The sequence below is a fragment of the Mucilaginibacter sp. P5_A4 genome (assembly GCF_056400605.1).
This window is the reverse complement of the sequence record NZ_JBFUKX010000022.1, coordinates 54,084-72,819: the sequence shown is the minus strand read 5'-3', so window position 1 is coordinate 72,819 and position 18,736 is coordinate 54,084. Positions and strand designations below refer to the sequence as shown.

Sequence of the window (18,736 nt, the reverse complement as noted above, 5' to 3'; positions counted from 1 at the left end):
TTATGAGCTTATTCTGTTTTACAGGCAGCATAGCCCAGGTTGTTTTGCCTAAAATATTAGGCAACGGCATGGTATTGCAGCGCAATCAGGCTGTTCCAATCTGGGGTACCGCCAAAGCAGGCGAAAAGGTAACAGTTAAGTTTAACGGTCAAACCAAAACGGCTATTGCAGATGTCGCCGGTAAATGGATAGTTACGCTTAAACCTATGCCTGCTTCGGCAAATCCGTTCACGTTAATCATAGCCGGCACCAATACTATAAAGCTTACAGATATCCTGGTAGGTGAGGTGTGGCTGTGTTCGGGCCAGTCGAACATGCAGTATGAGATGCGCAAGAACAGCAAGGTTAAAAAGCCCGATACCAGTACAGCAAATTCACCGGTTGATGAACTGGATCGTGCCCATAACCCGCAGATCAGGCTCTTTTTAGTCACCCAAAAAAACCTGCAAAAACCCGATTCCACTCATTCAGGCTGGAGTATCGCGGAGGATTCAGCTTTACGTGCTTTTTCGGCGGTGGGATATTTCTTCGCCAAAAATCTTAATCATGATCTGAAAGTACCTGTTGGTATCATTTCATCGGCAGTAAGCGGCAGCCGCATTGAGCCATGGGCGCCGCAGGAAGCTTTTGATGCTATCCCATATTTTAAAACCAATAACATTAAAATTGAGGGTGATCCTGGTAAGTTTTATTCCAAAATGATTCAGCCGCTCGCGCCGTTTGCGCTTAAAGGTTTTTTATGGTACCAGGGCGAAAGCAACTGCTATTTGGGTGAAGCCATTAGTTACACCTATAAAATGGAGGCGCTCATCAATAACTGGCGTAAAAGCTGGAACAACAAAAGCCTGCCATTTTATTATGTGCAGATAGCACCCTTTTATTATTCGCAAAGTAAAGGAGCGGTACCTTATACTGAGTTTACGGAACCCGAATTAAGAGAAGCCCAAACCATGGCTTTACAGATGCCCCATACAGGTATGATCATCACCACCGATTTGAACGATGATCTTAAAAACATTCACCCGCCATTTAAGTGGGATGTAGGCCGCAGATTGGAATTACAGGCATTAGCCAATACTTACGGACGGAAGAAGCTTGTTTTCTGCGGACCGATGTATAAAAGCATGAAAATCACTGGTAATAAGATCATCCTGAGTTTTAAACATGCAGGTAATGGGTTGGTTAATCATGATGGTAAACCGCTTACCTATTTCACTATATGCGGTCAGGATGGAAAATTTGTACCGGCCATTGCTGCAATAAAAGGTAATACGGTTGAGGTTTCTGCGGATGGCGTAGCTTCTCCTGTAGCTGCACGTTTTGCCTGGTCGGAAACAGCCCAGCCCAATTTCTATAATAAGAACGGATTACCTGCCGCGCCATTCCGAACGGATAATCCGCTAAAATTTACACCTACTACAAACTGATTACCATGAGATCTGCCTGTTTTAAAATATGTACCTATGCCCTGTTACTGCTAAGCGGAATAACTGCCCGCGCGCAGGAAACACAAAAGGTATATTTATCGGGCACGGGTAGCGATCATACCGTTAACTGGCAGTTTTTTTGTACCGAGGGCCGCAATTCGGGCAAATGGACAACCATCCCCGTTCCCTCAAACTGGGAATTACAGGGCTTTGGCAAATACAATTACGGGCTTGGCAAGGATAGCCTGAAGGGAAAGGAACAAGGCTTATACAAATATGAGTTCACAGTTCCGGCCGCCTGGCAGGGTAAAAGCATCAACATAGTTTTTGATGGCTCCATGACAGATACCGAAGTGAAATTGAACGGCAGATCTGCCGGAGCAATTCATCAGGGCTCGTTCTATCGTTTTAAATATGATATTAGCAGCTTGCTTAATTACGGCAAACCCAACTTGCTTGAAGTAACCGTTTCCAAACAATCGGCCAATGCATCCGTAAATTCGGCTGAAAGAAAAGGCGATTTTTGGGTGTTCGGTGGCATTTTCAGGCCGGTATTCCTGGAGGCTTTTCCCAAAGCTCACATTAAACATTATGCCATTGACGCCAAAGCCGATGGTAAGCTAACAGCCGCGCTAAAGTTATCATTAGTTAAAGCGGGGACAATAACCGGGCAGGTATATAACCTTAAGGGACAAAAAGTTGGTGCGATTTTCAAAACGAATGTAAATGCCGGCGATACCCTGGTGAATCTCACCACCAGGGTCGCATCACCGCTGTTATGGTCGCCCGAGTTTCCAAACCTGTATAATGTGGTGTTTACCCTAAACCAGGCCGATAAAGTGGTGCATACGGTAAAGCAGCGGTTTGGTTTCCGCACGGTGGAGCTAAGGCAGCACGATGGTATTTATGTGAACGATGTAAAGATCAAATTTAAGGGCGTTAACCGCCATTCTTTCTGGCCCACAACCGGAAGGGCCATGAACAAAAAGCAAAGCATTGATGATATCATGCTCATGAAGGACATGAACATGAATGCCGTGCGCATGTCGCACTACCCGCCCGATGATCATTTTTTGGATGCCTGCGATTCGCTTGGCCTTTTTGTTTTGGATGAGCTTACCGGCTGGCATGGTCATTATGATACAGAAGTGGGTGCTAAGCTGGCGAAGGAAATGATAGCGAAGGATGTAAACCATCCATCAATAGTTATTTGGGATAACGGCAACGAGGGGGGCTTTAATTTTGACCTCGATCATTTTTTTGACGACCTGGATATCCAGAAGAGGCCGCTCATTCACCCCTGGGCTGTGTTCAGAGGTACAAATACGCAGCATTATATCAACTATGATTATGGCACCGGTACCAATTTACACGGGCATGATGTGGCTTTCCCAACCGAGTTTTTGCACGGCCTTTACGATGGCGGTGCAGGAGCCGGTTTAGACGACTTTTGGGAATTGATGTACCATACACCGCTCTCGGCCGGTGGGTTTATCTGGGATTTTGCAGATGAAGATGTGGTGCGCACCGATAAAAATAATGAGCTTGACTCCGATGGTGATCACGCTGCGGATGGCATTGTAGGGCCGTACCACGAAAAGGAAGGTAGCTATTACGCCATCAAGGAAATCTGGTGTCCTGTGCACCTGGAGCCGCGGGAAATTACCCATGCATTTAACGGTAACCTGAGACTCGAGAACAGATACCTATATACCAATTTAAAACAGTGTACATTTAGTTATAAGCTGGTTAAGTTTAACGATCCGTGGCAGCACCCCAAGCCGCAGGTTGCCTCGCAAACCGGGCTGATAACTTCACCAAATGTAGCACCGGGCCAATACGGCAATTTACAATTTGATTTACCTAAAAACTGGCAGGATTACGAGGTATTATACATAACTGCCATTGACCCACACAAAAAAGAATTGTTTACCTGGAGTTTCCCCATTAAAATGCCTCATGACTTTGTTGGCCGTATTATACATAAACCTGGGAGTCACAAAATAACCGTTACCGAAACCGATTCGGTTTACAAAGTGGCCAATGGCAATGGTATCCAACTGGAGTTTAACCGTAACTCGGGTGTGTTGAAAAAAGTAAGTAACAGCGGGGGCGAGATTCCATTTAATAACGGCCCCATATTGGCAGAAGGCGCTGAAAAAACAGGCTTTAAAAAGCTAAGCTACCATTACCAGGGCGATACCGTAATAGTTGAAGCCGCTTTTGAACCTAAAGCCAATATGGCAAAACTCAAATGGACCATGTACCCGTCGGGTTGGGTAAAGCTGGATGTAAAATACTGGCCCACTGGCGAAGAAGGCAACCTATTGGGCGTAAGCTTTTCCTATCCCGAAAAGGATGTTAAGGGTGTACAATACATGGGCAGCGGCCCTTACCGTGTTTGGAAAAACCGGCTGAAAGGTACCTCAATGGGTGTTTGGGAAAAACATTATAACAATACCATAACCGGTGAGCCAAAAATTGAGTACCCCGAATTTAAGGGGTATTATGCCAACCTGTATTGGATGAAGCTAAACGCCAATACCGGCCCAATCACTATTGTTTGCGATAACCGCGATGTATTTATGCGCCTGTTTACACCGGCTAACCCCAAAAAAGTGTACAACACGGCGCCTGCTTTCCCATCGGGAGATATATCCTTTATGCATGGCATCAGTCCGATTGGTACCAAATCTCAAAAGCCCGATAAATTAGGTGCACAGGGCTTCCCCAACAAATACTTTGACTATTACAAGGATATAGATATGGCTTTGCCGTTAACGTTATACTTTGATTTTTCGGGCAGATGAGTAAACGCGCACATATAGCCCTGCTGATATTTATACTCTCATCGTATAAGTGCCTGGCCGGTATTGCCACGCAAAACCTTCGCTGCGAAATGCTGTACAATCCGCTGGGTATTGAAACTATCCATCCAAGGCTAAGCTGGCAGATAACAGGAGAGGACCGTAATATTAATCAAACAGCTTACCGGGTATTGGTTGCATCAACCCCCGCAAAACTGGCCGCCAACCTGGGCGATCTTTGGGATTCGCATCGCGTAAATTCGGGCGAATCTATCATGGTTAATTATGCCGGTAATACATTAATTAGTCGTACCACCTGTTACTGGAAAGTTAAAGTATGGACCAATAAAGGCGAAAGCCAATGGAGCCAACCCGCTATGTGGAGCGAAGGTTTGCTAAACACTACCGACTGGAAAGCCCGCTGGATAGGCCATGACGGCGGCTTCGCCTGGGACAGTGTTTCTAAGTTCTCCCGCCTGTCGGCACGTTATTACCATAAACAGTTTGATGTAAAGCCCGGTGTAAAAAAAGTTATCATATATATCATTGGTTTAGGTCATTATGAACTTTATATAAATGGTAACATCATAGGCGACCAGGTGCTTGCCGGGCCGCCTACCGATTACACCCAATCTGTTAAGTACAACACTTTTGATGTTACCAAAGCAATAAAAACAGGCGCAAACGCTGTTGCAACGGTACTGGGCAACGGCAGGTTTTTTACCATGCGCCCCAAATACAAACCAAAAAAAATTAAGGAATTTGGTTTCCCCAAAATGCTGCTACAGTTAGAGGTAGAGTATACCGATGGTACCCGGCAATTAACTGTGAGCGATAACAGCTGGAAGTTTATAGCTGATGGTCCAATCCGCACCAATAACGAATACGATGGCGAAGAATACGATGCCACCAAAGAGATGCCCGGCTGGAACAACACCGGCTTCGATGACAGCAAATGGCTAAAGGCCGAACTGGTTGAAGCGCCGGGAGGCAGGGTAGAGGCCCAGGTGAATGAACCCATTAAAGTTATGGATACTGTAAAGCCTGTCAGCGTAAATCAGCTTAAACCGGGCATCTGGATTATGGATATGGGTCAGAATTTTGCGGGCTGGGTAAAAATGCATGTTAAAGGCAAACGCGGTGATAAAGTAACCCTGCGTTATGCCGAAACCCTACAACCCAATGGCGAACTGTACGTAGCCAACCTGCGCGATGCCAAAGTAACGGATGTTTACACCCTGAAAGGTGGTGAAGATGAAAGCTGGCGCCCAGTATTTGTATACCATGGGTTCAGGTACGTAGAGATCAGGGGTTACCCTGGCGAGCCCGGATTGGCCGATTTTGAGGGAGAGGTAGTTTATGATGCCATGGCTACAACCGGGCATTTTGAAACATCCAATCCGCTCATCAACCAGATCTATCATAACGCATACTGGGGTATATTAAGCAATTACAAAGGCATGCCGGTTGATTGCCCGCAGCGTAACGAACGGATGCCATGGCTTGGCGACCGTGCAGTAGGCTCTCTTGGCGAAAGTTTTGTATTTGCCAATGGTAATCTGTACGCCAAATGGCTGGATGATATTGCCCAATCGCAAAAGCGGGATGGCGCTATCCCCGATGTAGCCCCGGCTTATTGGAATTATTACAGCGATAACATGACCTGGCCCGGTACTTATATCCTGGTGGCCGATATGCTTTACCGTCAGTTTGCCGATAAGGCGCCCATTGAAAAGCATTATGCCTCCATGAAAAAATGGATGGATTATATGCGCCTAAAATATATGAAGGATTATATAGTGACCAAAGATAAATACGGCGACTGGTGCGTGCCACCCGAATCGCCGGAATTGATCCACTCTAAAGATTCTTCCCGCAATACTGATGGGCAGCTCATCGCGACAGCATATTATTATCACCTGTCGGGATTGATGCAAAAGTTTGCCAAACTGCTCAATAAACCTGCAGATGCACAGGCCTTTGCCGCATTGAAATTGAAGGTAGGCAATGCCTTTAACCAAAAATATCTCGATAAAAAAAGCTTTCGATATGCTAACAATACCGTCACCGCCAATTTGCTGCCCTTATATTTTGGCATCACCTCGGCAGCGAGCAGCAAAGCGGTTTTTAAAAACATAGTTGATAAGATTCAGAATGATGCAAACGGCCACATCAGCACCGGGGTTATAGGTACACAATGGCTCATGCGCGGCCTTACCGAATATGGACGGCCCGACCTGGCTTATCGCATTGCTTCCAACGATGATTACCCCAGCTGGGGCTATATGGTAAAACATGGCGCCACCACCATGTGGGAGCTATGGAACGGCGATACCGCCAACCCGGCCATGAATTCGCATAACCATATTATGCTGCTTGGCGATCTGATTGCATGGTTTTACCAGGACCTTGCAGGGATTAAAACTGTTAACGCGGGTTTTAAGGAAATGGTGATGATACCTCCGGTAATAGATCAATTGAATAGCGTAAATGCTTCATATGAAACACCATATGGTGTGGTTAAAAGTAGCTGGACAAATAATAAAGGTCATTTCACCTGGCATATAACCGTACCGCCCAACAGTAAAGCTTTAGTGTACATACCGGCAGCCACCGGTAAGGCTGTAATCGAATCTGGGCAGACAGCGGATGCCATAAAAGATATTAAACTGGTAAAAATGGAAGGTGGCCGGGCTATTTTCCGGATAGGATCCGGCAGTTACAATTTTGAAGTTAAAAGTTAAATCTACCTATCTAATGAGTATAAACGTGAAAATATTAAACATTGTGGGTATGGCATTCGCCGTATTGCTTATCACATCAACCCTAAGTAAGGCGCAAGATCAAACAGCGGTAAAACAGGTGCCATCGCCAGAAGCACAGGCTAAAGCTGACGCGGAGATTGATAAAAAGGCAAATGAATGGGTAAGCTCCCTCATCTTGAATGACACCGCGAAAGCTTCACGGGTAAAAACCGTTGTGGCTGCGCACCTGAAAGCTATCCGGGATTGGAACAATAGCCACTCGTACGAATCTGTACCTGCCGGGATTGATCCGGCTACCGGCAAACCATTGAGCACTATGGACAGGCAGATCATCATCAATTCATCCCTGCCAAAGTCGGTTCACGAAAACCTGATGACCGGTTTGCGCAAAGATCTTAATGAAGAGCAGGTAGAGGCGATACTGGATAAATATACCATTGGCAAGGTGGCTTTTACACTGGCAGGTTACAAAGCCATCGTTGCCGATCTGACACCGGTTGAAGAAGCAACTATACTGGCCAATTTAAAGCAGGCACGCGAGCAGGCGGTTGATTTTAAAAACATCAAGCAGATCTCGGCCATTTTTGAGATCTACAAAACCAAAAACGAGCAGTATCTCAACAATAATGGCCGTAACTGGCACCAGTTATTTAAAGCTTATGTAGATACTGTTAAAGCTAAAAAAGCTGCTGATGCGGCAAAGAAGACTGCTCAATAAATATAATAGTTATGTACAAGAAAATCTTACTGATCATATTAGCCGCATGCGCAATAGCCGGCGAAACATTTGCCCAAACTAACCCCTGGCGCAAAGGCATTGTAAAGGATGAATTTATTTACGATAAAGCGCCTTATCCCGAATGCCATGCGGCCACCATTTCCGAAACACCCCAAGGTTTGGTGGCATCCTGGTTTGGCGGTACAAAAGAACGTAACCCCGATGTATGTATCTGGGTAAGCAGGTTGGTTAACGGCAAATGGACCGAAGGCATTAATGTGGCCAACGGTATACAGAACGATACATTACGCTATGCCTGCTGGAACCCTGTGCTTTACCAGGTTCCGGGCGATAAGTTGTTGTTGTTTTACAAAATTGGCCCAAGCCCTGCAAAGTGGAAGGGGTATATGAAAACCTCCGACGATGGAGGGATTAGCTGGTCGGCTCAAACTGCTTTGCCGGATGGCTTTTTAGGCCCGATTAAAAACAAGCCGATTTTGCTGAAGGATGGCACATTGCTAAACCCGGTAAGTACCGAGGGTAAAGCCTGGCAGGTGCATTTTGAAGCAAGCCATGATTTTGGTAAAACCTGGACCATGATAGGCCCTATTAGTGATGGTAAAGAGCTGAAAGCTATCCAGCCCAGTATCCTAATTCATAAAGATGGCAGGCTGCAGGTACTTTGCCGCAGCCAGAACCGGGCGATACTAACAGCCTGGTCAAAAGATAATGGGCAAACCTGGTCGCCGCTCGAAAAAACAACTATACCCAACAACAACTCAGGTACCGATGCGGTGACTTTAAAGGACGGCAGGCAGCTTTTGGTTTATAATCATGTGTTACCGCCGGGAACACTGGCAAAAGGCGCCCGTACGCCTTTAAACGTGGCTATATCGAAAGATGGGGTTAGCTGGTATGCCGCCGCTATACTGGAAGATTCGCCAATCAGCCAGTATTCATATCCGTCGGTGATCCAGTCGGCAGATGGACTGGTGCATGTGGTGTATACCTGGCGCAGGCAAAAAATAAAACATGTAGTGATCGATCCCCAAAAACTGGATCTGAAAGAAATAAAAGACTGGGTGTGGCCTAAGGTTGATGGGTACACATCACCTGTGGTAACAACAGGTGATGCTAAAGATCTTTAAAGGAAAACGTGATGAAAAAAATAATCGGGATACTCATAGCTTGCTTTACATTACTGTTTTATACAGCCGGTGCCCAGCAAACCACGGATGGGTTGTACAAAAAATCATTAAAGGAAGTACTTGATGAGATTCAGGACAGGTATCACGTAAAGATTAAATACACTGATGCTCAGGTTTTGGATAAATGGGTAAACTATGCAGGGTGGCGTTTTCGGCCAGATGTGGATACTACCCTGGCTAATGTACTTACCCCGCTCGATCTGAAAGTAAATAAGGAAGCACCAGGCAAGTATAAGCTAAAGGAGTACGAATATTTCCGCTGGGCTGTTACCGATGGCTGGAAGGAGTTGGACCGTATTGCAACGCAGTATCATGATAAAGCAAGCTGGGAACAGCGCAAAGTTTTACTTAAACCACAACTATATAAAGCTTTGGAGTTATGGCCTTTACCCGCAAAACCAGCTTCAAAACCTATCGTCACCCCAAAAAGAGTATTTGATGGTTACACCGTAGAGAACATAGCCATTGAAATTTTACCGGGTTTATACATCAACGGATCGTTATATAAACCATCAAAAATAAATGGGAAGATCCCGGTAGTATTAAGTCCCGACGGGCATTGGGAACACCAGCGCTACCGTGCCGATTGCCAGTTGCGTTGCGCCACACTGGCCCGCATGGGTGTTATGGCCTACAGCTACGACCTTTTTGCCTGGGGCGAATCGCTGTTGCAGTTTAAGTACGAAGATCATCGGCGCAGCCTTGCGCAAACCATTCAGGTTTTAGGAGCTATCAGGATATTGGATTATGTATCATCATTAAAAGAAACGGACACTGCAAGAATAGGAATCAGCGGTGGGTCTGGCGGTGGCAGCCATACTGTTTTAATGACCGCGCTGGACGACAGGATTAAGCTAAGCGCGCCGATAGTTTCCGTATCATCCTATTTTTATGGCGGCTGCCCCTGCGAAAGTGGTATGCCAGTACACCAATGCGGGGGCGGAACGGATAATGTTGAGCTTGCCGCTATGGCCGCCCCAAAACCGCAATTGCTGGTGTCTGACGGGCAGGATTGGACAGCCAACATGCCCGAACATGATTTTCCGTACCTCAAAAAAATGTATGGTTATTATGGCGCCGAGAATATGGTGGAGAATGTACATCTCCCCAATGAAGGTCACGATTTTGGACCATCCAAAAGGTTTCCGTTGTATAGGTTCATTGCCAAAAATTTCCACCTTAATATTAAGGCGATTGAAGATAAGAGCGGCAATATAGATGAATCAAAAGTAACCATTGAAAAAGAACCGGCTATGTATGTGTTTGGCGATAAGGGCGAAAAGCTGCCTGCCGGCGCCATAAAAGGGTTTGACCAATTGCAAAAAGTTTTCGCGGCAGCAATAAACAAATAGAGGATATGAAAAGCAGGATGATATTGGTTTTGGGCGTTGTGTTATTTACAATAGGGGTGGTACAACAGGTAATAGCGCAAACTCCATCGGCTAAACAGCGGTACAAGGTAGCCGTAGTTGACCTCATGATAATCAAAAGGCAAAAAATTGGCGCTTTCCAGCTTGCCAAAGATATAGGCGCCGATGGGGTTGAGGTTGACATGGGCGGCCTTGGCGATCGCGAGACATTTGATAATCAACTGGCAAAAGATTCGGTACGGGAACTGTTTTTAAATAAAGCTAAAGAACTGGGTTTGGAAATACCCTCATTGGGAATGACCGGTTTTTTTGCACAATCATTTGCCGAACGGCCCACTGCTATTAAGGCTGTTGAAGATTGCATCAATACCATGAAGCAAATGCATGTAAAAGTTGGCTTCTTGCCATTGGGTATTAAAGGCGACCTGGTTAAATATCCAAACCTGCGCCCTGCAATAGTTGCCCGCTTAAAGGAAGTGGGTAAAATAGCCGAAAAAGCGGGTGTAGTGATTGGTGTTGAAACTTCACTGGACGCCAGGAGTGAGTTGCAGTTATTAAAAGAGATAGGTTCGCCGGCTATAAAAAGCTATTTCGACTTTCAAAACGCGCTTGATAATGGCCGAGACCTGGAAAAGGAATTGCAGATACTGGGCAAGAAAAATATTGTAATGATCCACTGTACCAATACTGATGGGCAATGGCTACAGAACGACCCCGAAATAAACATGGAACGGGTAAAAGCAATTTTGGATAAAATGGGCTGGAGCGGCTGGCTGGTGATTGAGCGGTCGAGAGATACCAAAGATGTGCATAACGTTAAATGGAACTTTAGCGCCAATGCCACTTACATAAAATCAATTTTTCAAACATCAAACCAATAATTATTAATGAACATCTGCCGTATGTTTATCGTCGCTTTGCTGTTAATTGTTGCTTTAACGGGCAACGCCTTAGCGGCGGAAATATGGGTATCGCCTAATGGCTCGGATAAAAATACGGGTACACAACAGCAATCGCTGGCTTCCGTAGCCATGGCCCTTAGAAAAGCGCGTGAGCTACGCCGCCTGAACGATGTATCCATAAAGGGAGGGATTCATATTATGGTGGAGAAGGGAGTTTACCAATTATCCGAACCTTTGTTTATTCGCCCCGAAGACTCGGGCACTGCGGATAGCCCTACTACTATAGAAGGGGCTGACAAAGGCGAAGCTATTTTAAGTGGTGGTGTCAACGTAAACGGCTGGAAAAAGCTGGAAGGAAATATCCCTGGTTTGCCCAAGAATGTTGCCGGGAAAGTATGGGTTGCCAACGCGCCCTTAATTGGTGATGAAGTAGTGAATTTCAGGCAATTATGGGTTAATAACATTAAAGCTACCCCGGCAAGGGAAACAAATGCCCCATTAATGAGCCGTATTTTATCATGGGACCATCAAGCCCAAACCTGCTGGATCCCTAAACCCGCGGCTTTTGATACCCTGCACATTAAGGGTATAGAAATGTTTATACACCAATGGTGGGCTATTGCTATACTAAGGGTTAAATCGGCAAAAGTGGCGGGTGATAGTGTGAGGTTATCTTTTTATCAGCCCGAAAGCCGCATCCAGTCGGAACATCCCTGGCCTGCGCCCTGGATCTCCAAAAAAACGGGTAACTCAGCCTTTTATCTCAGCAGATCGGTGCAGTTTTTAAACCAGCCCGGTGAGTGGTACCTGGATATGGAACATCGTAAAATATACTACATGCCCCGCCCTGGTGAGTATTTGTCCACAGCCACCGTAACTGCTCCTGTCCTTGAAAATATTGTAAAGATTGAGGGGACGATAGATCATCCGGTAAGTTATATCAGCTTTAAAAACATTGGTTTTCAGCACAGCAGCTGGCTCCGGCCTTCAAAAGCAGGTTTGGTGCCGCACCAGGACGGTATGTATATGCTGGATGCCTATAAACTTAAAATATCCGGTACGCCGGACAAAAAAGGACTGGAAAACCAGGCATGGGTTGGCCGGCCGGCCGCTGCTATTGAAGTGGCTTACGCTGCTTATACCACTTTTGAAGGCTGCCGCTTTGAGCACCTGGCCTCAACAGGCTTAGATTACCGGCGGGGCACGCATGATGACGAAATAAAAGGTAACCTGTTTAAAGACATTGGCGGAACAGCCATCCTTGTCGGGGTTTATTCGGATGAAGCACAGGAGGTTCATTTACCTTATAACCCAACCGACAAACGCGAAATAAGCACCAACGACCGTATTGAAAATAACCTGGTAACCGATGCCACCAATGAAGACTGGGGATGCGTGGGCATTGGCGTAGGATATGTAAAAGGCATTACCATAGCCCATAACGAGGTTTGCGATGTAAACTATACCGGCATCAGTATGGGTTGGGGCTGGACAAAAAGTACCAACGCGATGAGTGATAACCATATTACAGCCAATAAGATTCATCACTATGCACGTAATATGTACGATGTGGCAGGTATTTATACCTTATCGGCACAACCCGGTTCGTTGATTAGTAATAATTATGTAGATAGCATTTATAAAGCGCCCTACGCGCATGATCCCGAACACTGGTTTTACTTATATACCGACGAGGGCTCATCATACATCACCATTAAAAACAACTGGTGCCCTGCAGAAAAATTTCTGAAAAATGCCAATGGCCCCGACAATGTATGGGAAAATAATGGCCCGCAGGTGGCTAACGAAATTAAGAAAGCGGCAGGGGTGGAGCCGGCTTATCAATACCTGCTTAAATACAAAACAGTTAACCGGGAAGGCCAGCCCATTAATTATAAGTCGGAATGAGGCCTTTAATTATTCACATCACCCGGAAAAGTTTAGGATTAATGACAGTCCTGGTATTGCTGTTTAATGCAGCTTATGCAAGGGTAATTAACACCCCTTACGCTATCATTGAAATTACCACACCAGTTGGGAAAGCTATAGATCACCGACCGTTATTGAGCCTGGTTAAGAAGCAAAACTTGCCATTATCATCAATTTATGAGTGGAGTAACCATTTAGTTGTTTATTGTAAAGATCTGAATATAATTAAATTATATAATTTAATTAAAGAATTGTACCCCGGGTTGACAATAAGGAGATATAGTCATCCCTTTTATACTTTCAATAAGCAACAATGTTGCGTTAACTGCATCGTAGCACCGGAATGGGACAACATAATACTGACGGCCAATTTGGTGAAAGCTCCCAAACTGCAGCAGGAATATTTAAACTATCATGCAACCCAGTTTAAGAAATGGCCCGAAGTTTCCCAGGGCTTTTGCAACGCCAATTTTCAGCAACTGCTGGTTTTTAAAAATGGGCGGCAGTTGATGTTAGTCATCAGCATCCCCAAAGGTGAAAGCCTGGATAAGCTGAATCCCAAAACAACAGAGAACAACCCAAGGGTGAACGAATGGAATAAACTGATGAAAAAATACCAGGAAGGCCTTCCCGGTACAAAGCCCGGTGAAGTTTGGGTGTTTTTTAAGCCATTGAAAAATCAATAATTGAGTAACTCAATAATTAAATATGAAGGTAGGAATATTAGGATTAGGCGAAGGCCGCAGTACCATGTCGGCAGTATTACAGAGCAACAAACTGGAATTGAAAATGGTATGCGATATGAGTATTGAAATGTGCAAACGCCGTGCAGCGGAATTTAACTTTCATAACTACACAACCAATTACCAGCACATGCTGAACGATGCAGATATTGATATTATTGCTATTTATACGCCCGACCACCTGCATGCCGAACATGTGAAACAAGCCCTGCATTATGGCAAGCATGTGGTATGTACCAAACCCTTTATTGATGACCTTAGCAAAGCCGCCGAATTACTGGACCTGGTTGAAAAAACTGGCAGAAGGGTGTTTGTTGGCCAAAGCTCCCGTTTTTTTGAGCCGATGAAAAAGCAGCGGCAGGATTATGAAGCAGGCCTGGTTGGCGACCTGATCACCATTGAGGCTTATTATCATGCCGATCATCGCTGGTTTTTAGATAAGCCATGGTCACTACAAAATGCTTTTAAATGGCTTTATGGAGGCTTAAGTCACCCCACAGATTTTATTCGCTGGTACCTGCCCAATATTGAGGAAGTAATGGGATATGGCATGTTAAGCTCAAACGGGGCAAAGGGCGGATTGAAGAACCCCGACACTATGCATTTTATATTCAAAGCAACAGATGGGCGCATTGCCAGGGTAAGCGGTTGCTACACCGGCCCGGTACAGCCCGCTACCCGTGATAGCGAGATGAGCTGTATTTTAAGAGGTACCGAAGGTTGCAGCCAGGGCGATTATATGGAACTGCGCTATGCCATAACCGATAAAACGGGCGAAGAAAGGATCGTTACCTGGGAACATAAGCTAAAACATTATTTCCGTTTTGAGGGCAAAAGCCACCATGCCGGCGAATACCAGAACTATCTTGAATATTTTGCCGACAGCATTATCGAAGGTTTTACGGCTTACCCGGATATTAAAGAAGGTGTAGGCACCATTGCGCTGTTGCAGGCTATGGATCGTTCCCTGCAAACAGGCATGCCGGTTAAAGTCGACGATATTTTGGCCGAATATCATTTAACCGCTAATCAACTCAGTGCATGATTATCGCAATGAGCAATATTGTGTCGCGTTTAACGGCCCTGGATTACGCGGTGGTGGCCGTTTACCTGGTGCTCTTATTGGTGATTGGCTACCGTGCCAGCTTTGGCAATAAAAACAAAACGGACGAAACACTTTTCCTTGCTAATAAATCGTTGGGGTGGCCAAGTATAGGTTTCAATATGTGGGGTACCAATGTAGGGCCATCCATGCTGCTGGCTTTTGCCAGTATTGGCTATAGCACGGGCATAGTAGCCGTAAATTTTGATTGGTATGCCTTTGTATTCCTGATGCTGCTGGCCCTGGTTTTCGCGCCCAAATATATTGCTGCTAAAGTATCTACCATGCCTGAGTTTATGGGCAACCGTTACGGCGACTCAACCCGGAACATCCTGGCCTGGTATGCACTTATTAAAATGCTCATTTCCTGGTTGTCGTTAGGTTTGTTTGCCGGCGGTTTTTTGGTAAGGCAGATATTAGGAATCCCCATGTGGCAATCGGTTATTGTATTGGTTTCATTTGCGGGGCTGTTTGCATTTGCAGGAGGCTTAAAAGCTATTGCCAAAGTGAATGTATTCCAGATGTTATTGCTCATCGGTGTATCATTAACCTTAACGGTTTTAGGTATAAACAAGGCGGGCGGTTTGTCGGCGGTATTTCATAAAGTACCCGGCAATTACTGGAACCTTATTCATCCGGCCAGCGATGTTAAATATCCCTGGTATGCCATATTGCTGGGTTACCCGGTATCTGCCATCGCGTTTTTTTGTACCGATCAGGCTATGGTACAATCTGTGCTGGGTGCTAAAAACCTGGAGCAGGGCCAGCTTGGGGTTAACTTTATAGGCTGGCTCAAAATCCTGTCGCTGCCCCTTTTTATCCTTACGGGTATCTTGTGCTTTATCCTTTACCCGCACCTGGATGATCCTGCATTTGCCTACATGACCATGGTAACCAACCTGTTTCCTCCCGGTATGAACGGGCTGGTGATAGTAGTGCTGATAGCCGTTTTGGTGGGTACTATCGGCTCGTCATTAAACTCGTTAAGCACGGTTTTTACCATGGATATTTATGCCGAAAAGATAAACCGGAGTGCCAGCAACCAGGACCTGATCAGGGTTGGGCGTTGGGTGGTTGTGGCAGGCTGCCTGTTTGCAATAGGCATGGCACTGGCTATTGATAGCATTAAAGGGCTTAACCTTTTCGATGTATTTCAGTCGGTACTGGGCTTTATAGCCCCGCCGCTGGCAGTTGTGTTCCTGCTTACCGTTTATTGGAAACGCACTACACGTAAAGCGGTAAATACGGTTCTTTCGGCAGGTTCGGCTTTTAGTTTGGGTACGGGAGTGGTTTACCTGTGGGTGCTGCCATCTGCTAAGTACCATTTCTGGCCGCATTACCTGCTACTGTCGTTTTACATTTTTGTTTTTCTTGCTGCCCTGGCCGTTGCCATTTCCTTACTGGATACCTCGCCCGAAATTTATAAACCGGATGCTTCAGAAATCAGCCGGATAGCCAAACCAACCAAACGGGTAAAATTAGCCTGGACATTACTCACCATAGTAATGATTGTTTTATACCTCATTTTTAACGGACACTAAATGAAAAACACTACTACATATAAAAAATTACACGGCTGGCATTATGTGATGCTGTGCCTGGGTTTCCTGTTTTTTGCTGACACGGCAATGGCGCAAAAAGCCACCTGGATCTGGTATCCCGGCGACTATGAAGTATGGCTGAGCAATAGAATGCAAAACAGGCGTACAGAGCGGGGAGCATTCCTGCCCCCTTTCTGGAAGCTGGACAGCCATTACGTGCTGATTGATTTCCACAAGGATTTTGTGTTACCTAATGCGGAAAAGGTGGAATTAGCCGTTGAAGGGCAGTACAACGTAAAGCTGGATGGTAAAGCTTTATCAGGTTATCCAAAATCAATAAATATCCCTGCAGGTAAGCACCGGTTGAGCCTTAAAGTATCTAACCAGGCAAGTGTACCGGCCATATATGTAAAAGGACAATACCTGGTATCGGATACCTCATGGCTGGTTACCTATGAGGATAAGGAGTGGATAGACGAATCCGGTAAAACATCTGATGTATCAGCCACAAAATATGTATCAGCCGGAGCCTGGAATTTTGATTCATCAGCGCGGCTGCCTTCAGCGTTCCGTTTGCCTGTGGAAGAGCATCAACCCGAAAAAACTGAGAAAAAAGATCAATCCATACTGGTAGATTTTGGCAAGGAAACCTTTGGTTATGCTAAGCTGATCGGCTTAAAAGGCAAAGGCAACATCAGGCTTTGCTATGGCGAATCAAAGGAGGAGGCCTTGTCTGCCGCTACCTGCGAATTGCTGGATAGCATCCAGGTTGATCAGCCGCAAAAGACCGATCTTACGATGGAAGGTTCGCGCGCGTTCAGGTACATTAATGTATTGTTTGATGATGATGTGAGCATAGATAATGTATCCATGCTTTACGAGTACTCGCCGGTGCAGCAGCGGGGAAGTTTCCGTTGTTCTGATGAGCAGGTTAATAAGATCTGGGATGTATCGGCCTATACGCTGCATTTAAATACCAGGGAATTTTTTATTGATGGTATAAAGCGCGACCGCTGGGTATGGTCGGGAGATGCCTACCAAAGTTATTTAATGAACTACTACCTGTATTTCGATTCGTCCACGGTAACCCGCACACTGTACGCCCTGCGCGGAAAAGACCCGGTAACCAGTCACATCAATACCATTATGGATTATACCTTTTACTGGTTCATGGGTATTTATGATTATTACCAGTATACGGGCGATAAGGCTTTCATTAAACAAATGTACCCCCGTATGCAAAGTATGATGAACTATTGCCTCTCCCGCAGGGATAAGGACGGCTTGATGGAGGGCCTGCCCGGTGACTGGGTGTTTATTGACTGGGCTGATAAACTAAGTAAAAAGGGAGAGGTGAGCTTTGAGCAATTACTGCTTTGCCGCAGCCTGGAAACCATGGCTTTGTGTGCCAATATTATGCAAGATCAATCCCAGGCTGCGCAATATCAGCAATTATCAACCGGTTTAAAATCAAAAATATTTGCTTATTACTGGAATAGTGAAAAGCACGCCTTTGTACACAGCCGGGTAAACGGCGCGCAAACGGATAACGTAACCCGCTATGCCAATATGTTTTCCATCTTCTTTAACTATTTCACCGAAGCCCAAAAGCAGGAAGTTAAAAAATACGTGCTGCTGAACGATAAGATTCAAAAAATAACCACCCCATATATGCGCTTTTACGAACTGGAAGCCTTATGCGCTATGGGCGAACAAAGTTATGTGCTCAAAGAAATAAAGGATTACTGGGGAGGTATGCTCAACCTTGGGGCTACTACTTTTTGGGAGGTATATGACCCGGCTGAAAGCGGCGCGGCACATTATGCCATGTATGGCCGCCAGTTTGGTAAAAGCCTTTGCCACGCCTGGGGTGCAAGCCCTATTTACCTGTTGGGTAAATATTATTTAGGGGTTAAGCCAACAGCTCCAGCATACCAGCAGTACCTTATTGAGCCAAAACTTGGCGGCTTGCAATGGATAGAAGGCAGTGTGCCAACCCCACATGGCGACATTAAAGTGTATTGCAGCACTAAACAAATAAAAGTAAGTGCGGGTAGTGGCACAGGAACATTACGTTTTGCCAGCAAAACAACACCAGTTTGTAAGGATGGTGTGATAGTAGTAAAAGATAAAGGCCTGTATGAAATAACCATTCAAAAGGATAAAAAATACACGGTAGCATATAGTGCATTGTAAGTGATGATGAAAAGACTGATTTTTATTT

General features: G+C 45.4%; 12 protein-coding genes. All 12 read left to right on the top strand.

The window, feature by feature from the left end; genetic code table 11:
- Window positions 1-2 precede the first annotated feature (2 nt).
- From AC1DQW_RS14915 to AC1DQW_RS14860, 12 genes are read left to right on the top strand one after another with little or no spacing between them, the layout of a single operon-like run.
- Window positions 3-1,427 carry a sialate O-acetylesterase gene (locus AC1DQW_RS14915; protein WP_477454809.1) on the top strand — a complete coding sequence of 475 codons (1,425 nt, stop codon included), beginning with the start codon at window positions 3-5 and terminating at the stop codon, window positions 1,425-1,427.
- Between the two features lie 5 nt (window positions 1,428-1,432).
- Complete coding sequence (locus tag AC1DQW_RS14910; protein ID WP_477454808.1) at window positions 1,433-4,237, top strand: glycoside hydrolase family 2 protein; 2,805 nt, start codon at window positions 1,433-1,435, stop codon at window positions 4,235-4,237.
- On the top strand, window positions 4,234-6,978 hold the full coding sequence (locus tag AC1DQW_RS14905; protein ID WP_477454807.1) for a family 78 glycoside hydrolase catalytic domain: 2,745 nt from the start codon (window positions 4,234-4,236) through the stop codon (window positions 6,976-6,978). Before AC1DQW_RS14910 ends, AC1DQW_RS14905 begins: the two co-directional genes overlap by 4 nt.
- A 13-nt stretch (window positions 6,979-6,991) precedes the next feature.
- Complete coding sequence (locus tag AC1DQW_RS14900) at window positions 6,992-7,717, top strand: DUF3826 domain-containing protein (RefSeq protein ID WP_477454806.1); 726 nt, start codon at window positions 6,992-6,994, stop codon at window positions 7,715-7,717.
- An 11-nt stretch (window positions 7,718-7,728) separates the two neighbouring features.
- Window positions 7,729-8,865 (top strand): sialidase family protein, encoded by a 1,137-nt coding sequence (locus AC1DQW_RS14895; protein ID WP_477454805.1) that lies wholly within the window; start codon window positions 7,729-7,731, stop codon window positions 8,863-8,865.
- Window positions 8,866-8,876: 11 nt separating this feature from the next.
- On the top strand, window positions 8,877-10,277 hold the full coding sequence (locus tag AC1DQW_RS14890; protein WP_477454804.1) for an acetylxylan esterase: 1,401 nt from the start codon (window positions 8,877-8,879) through the stop codon (window positions 10,275-10,277).
- Window positions 10,278-10,282: 5 nt separating this feature from the next.
- On the top strand, window positions 10,283-11,176 hold the full coding sequence (locus AC1DQW_RS14885; protein WP_477454803.1) for a sugar phosphate isomerase/epimerase family protein: 894 nt from the start codon (window positions 10,283-10,285) through the stop codon (window positions 11,174-11,176).
- A 6-nt stretch (window positions 11,177-11,182) separates the two neighbouring features.
- On the top strand, window positions 11,183-13,105 hold the full coding sequence (locus AC1DQW_RS14880; RefSeq protein ID WP_477454802.1) for a hypothetical protein: 1,923 nt from the start codon (window positions 11,183-11,185) through the stop codon (window positions 13,103-13,105).
- Complete coding sequence (locus tag AC1DQW_RS14875) at window positions 13,102-13,812, top strand: L-rhamnose mutarotase (protein WP_477454801.1); 711 nt, start codon at window positions 13,102-13,104, stop codon at window positions 13,810-13,812. The genes AC1DQW_RS14880 and AC1DQW_RS14875 overlap by 4 nt, the downstream gene beginning before the upstream one ends.
- 22 nt (window positions 13,813-13,834) lie before the next feature.
- Entirely contained in the window at window positions 13,835-14,914 is a 1,080-nt protein-coding gene (locus tag AC1DQW_RS14870) for a Gfo/Idh/MocA family protein (protein ID WP_477454800.1), read from the top strand.
- An 8-nt stretch (window positions 14,915-14,922) separates the two neighbouring features.
- On the top strand, window positions 14,923-16,512 hold the full coding sequence (locus tag AC1DQW_RS14865) for a sodium:solute symporter family transporter (RefSeq protein ID WP_477454799.1): 1,590 nt from the start codon (window positions 14,923-14,925) through the stop codon (window positions 16,510-16,512).
- Window positions 16,513-18,708 carry an alpha-L-rhamnosidase-related protein gene (locus AC1DQW_RS14860; protein ID WP_477454798.1) on the top strand — a complete coding sequence of 732 codons (2,196 nt, stop codon included), beginning with the start codon at window positions 16,513-16,515 and terminating at the stop codon, window positions 18,706-18,708.
- The last annotated feature ends 28 nt before the right edge of the window (window positions 18,709-18,736 follow it).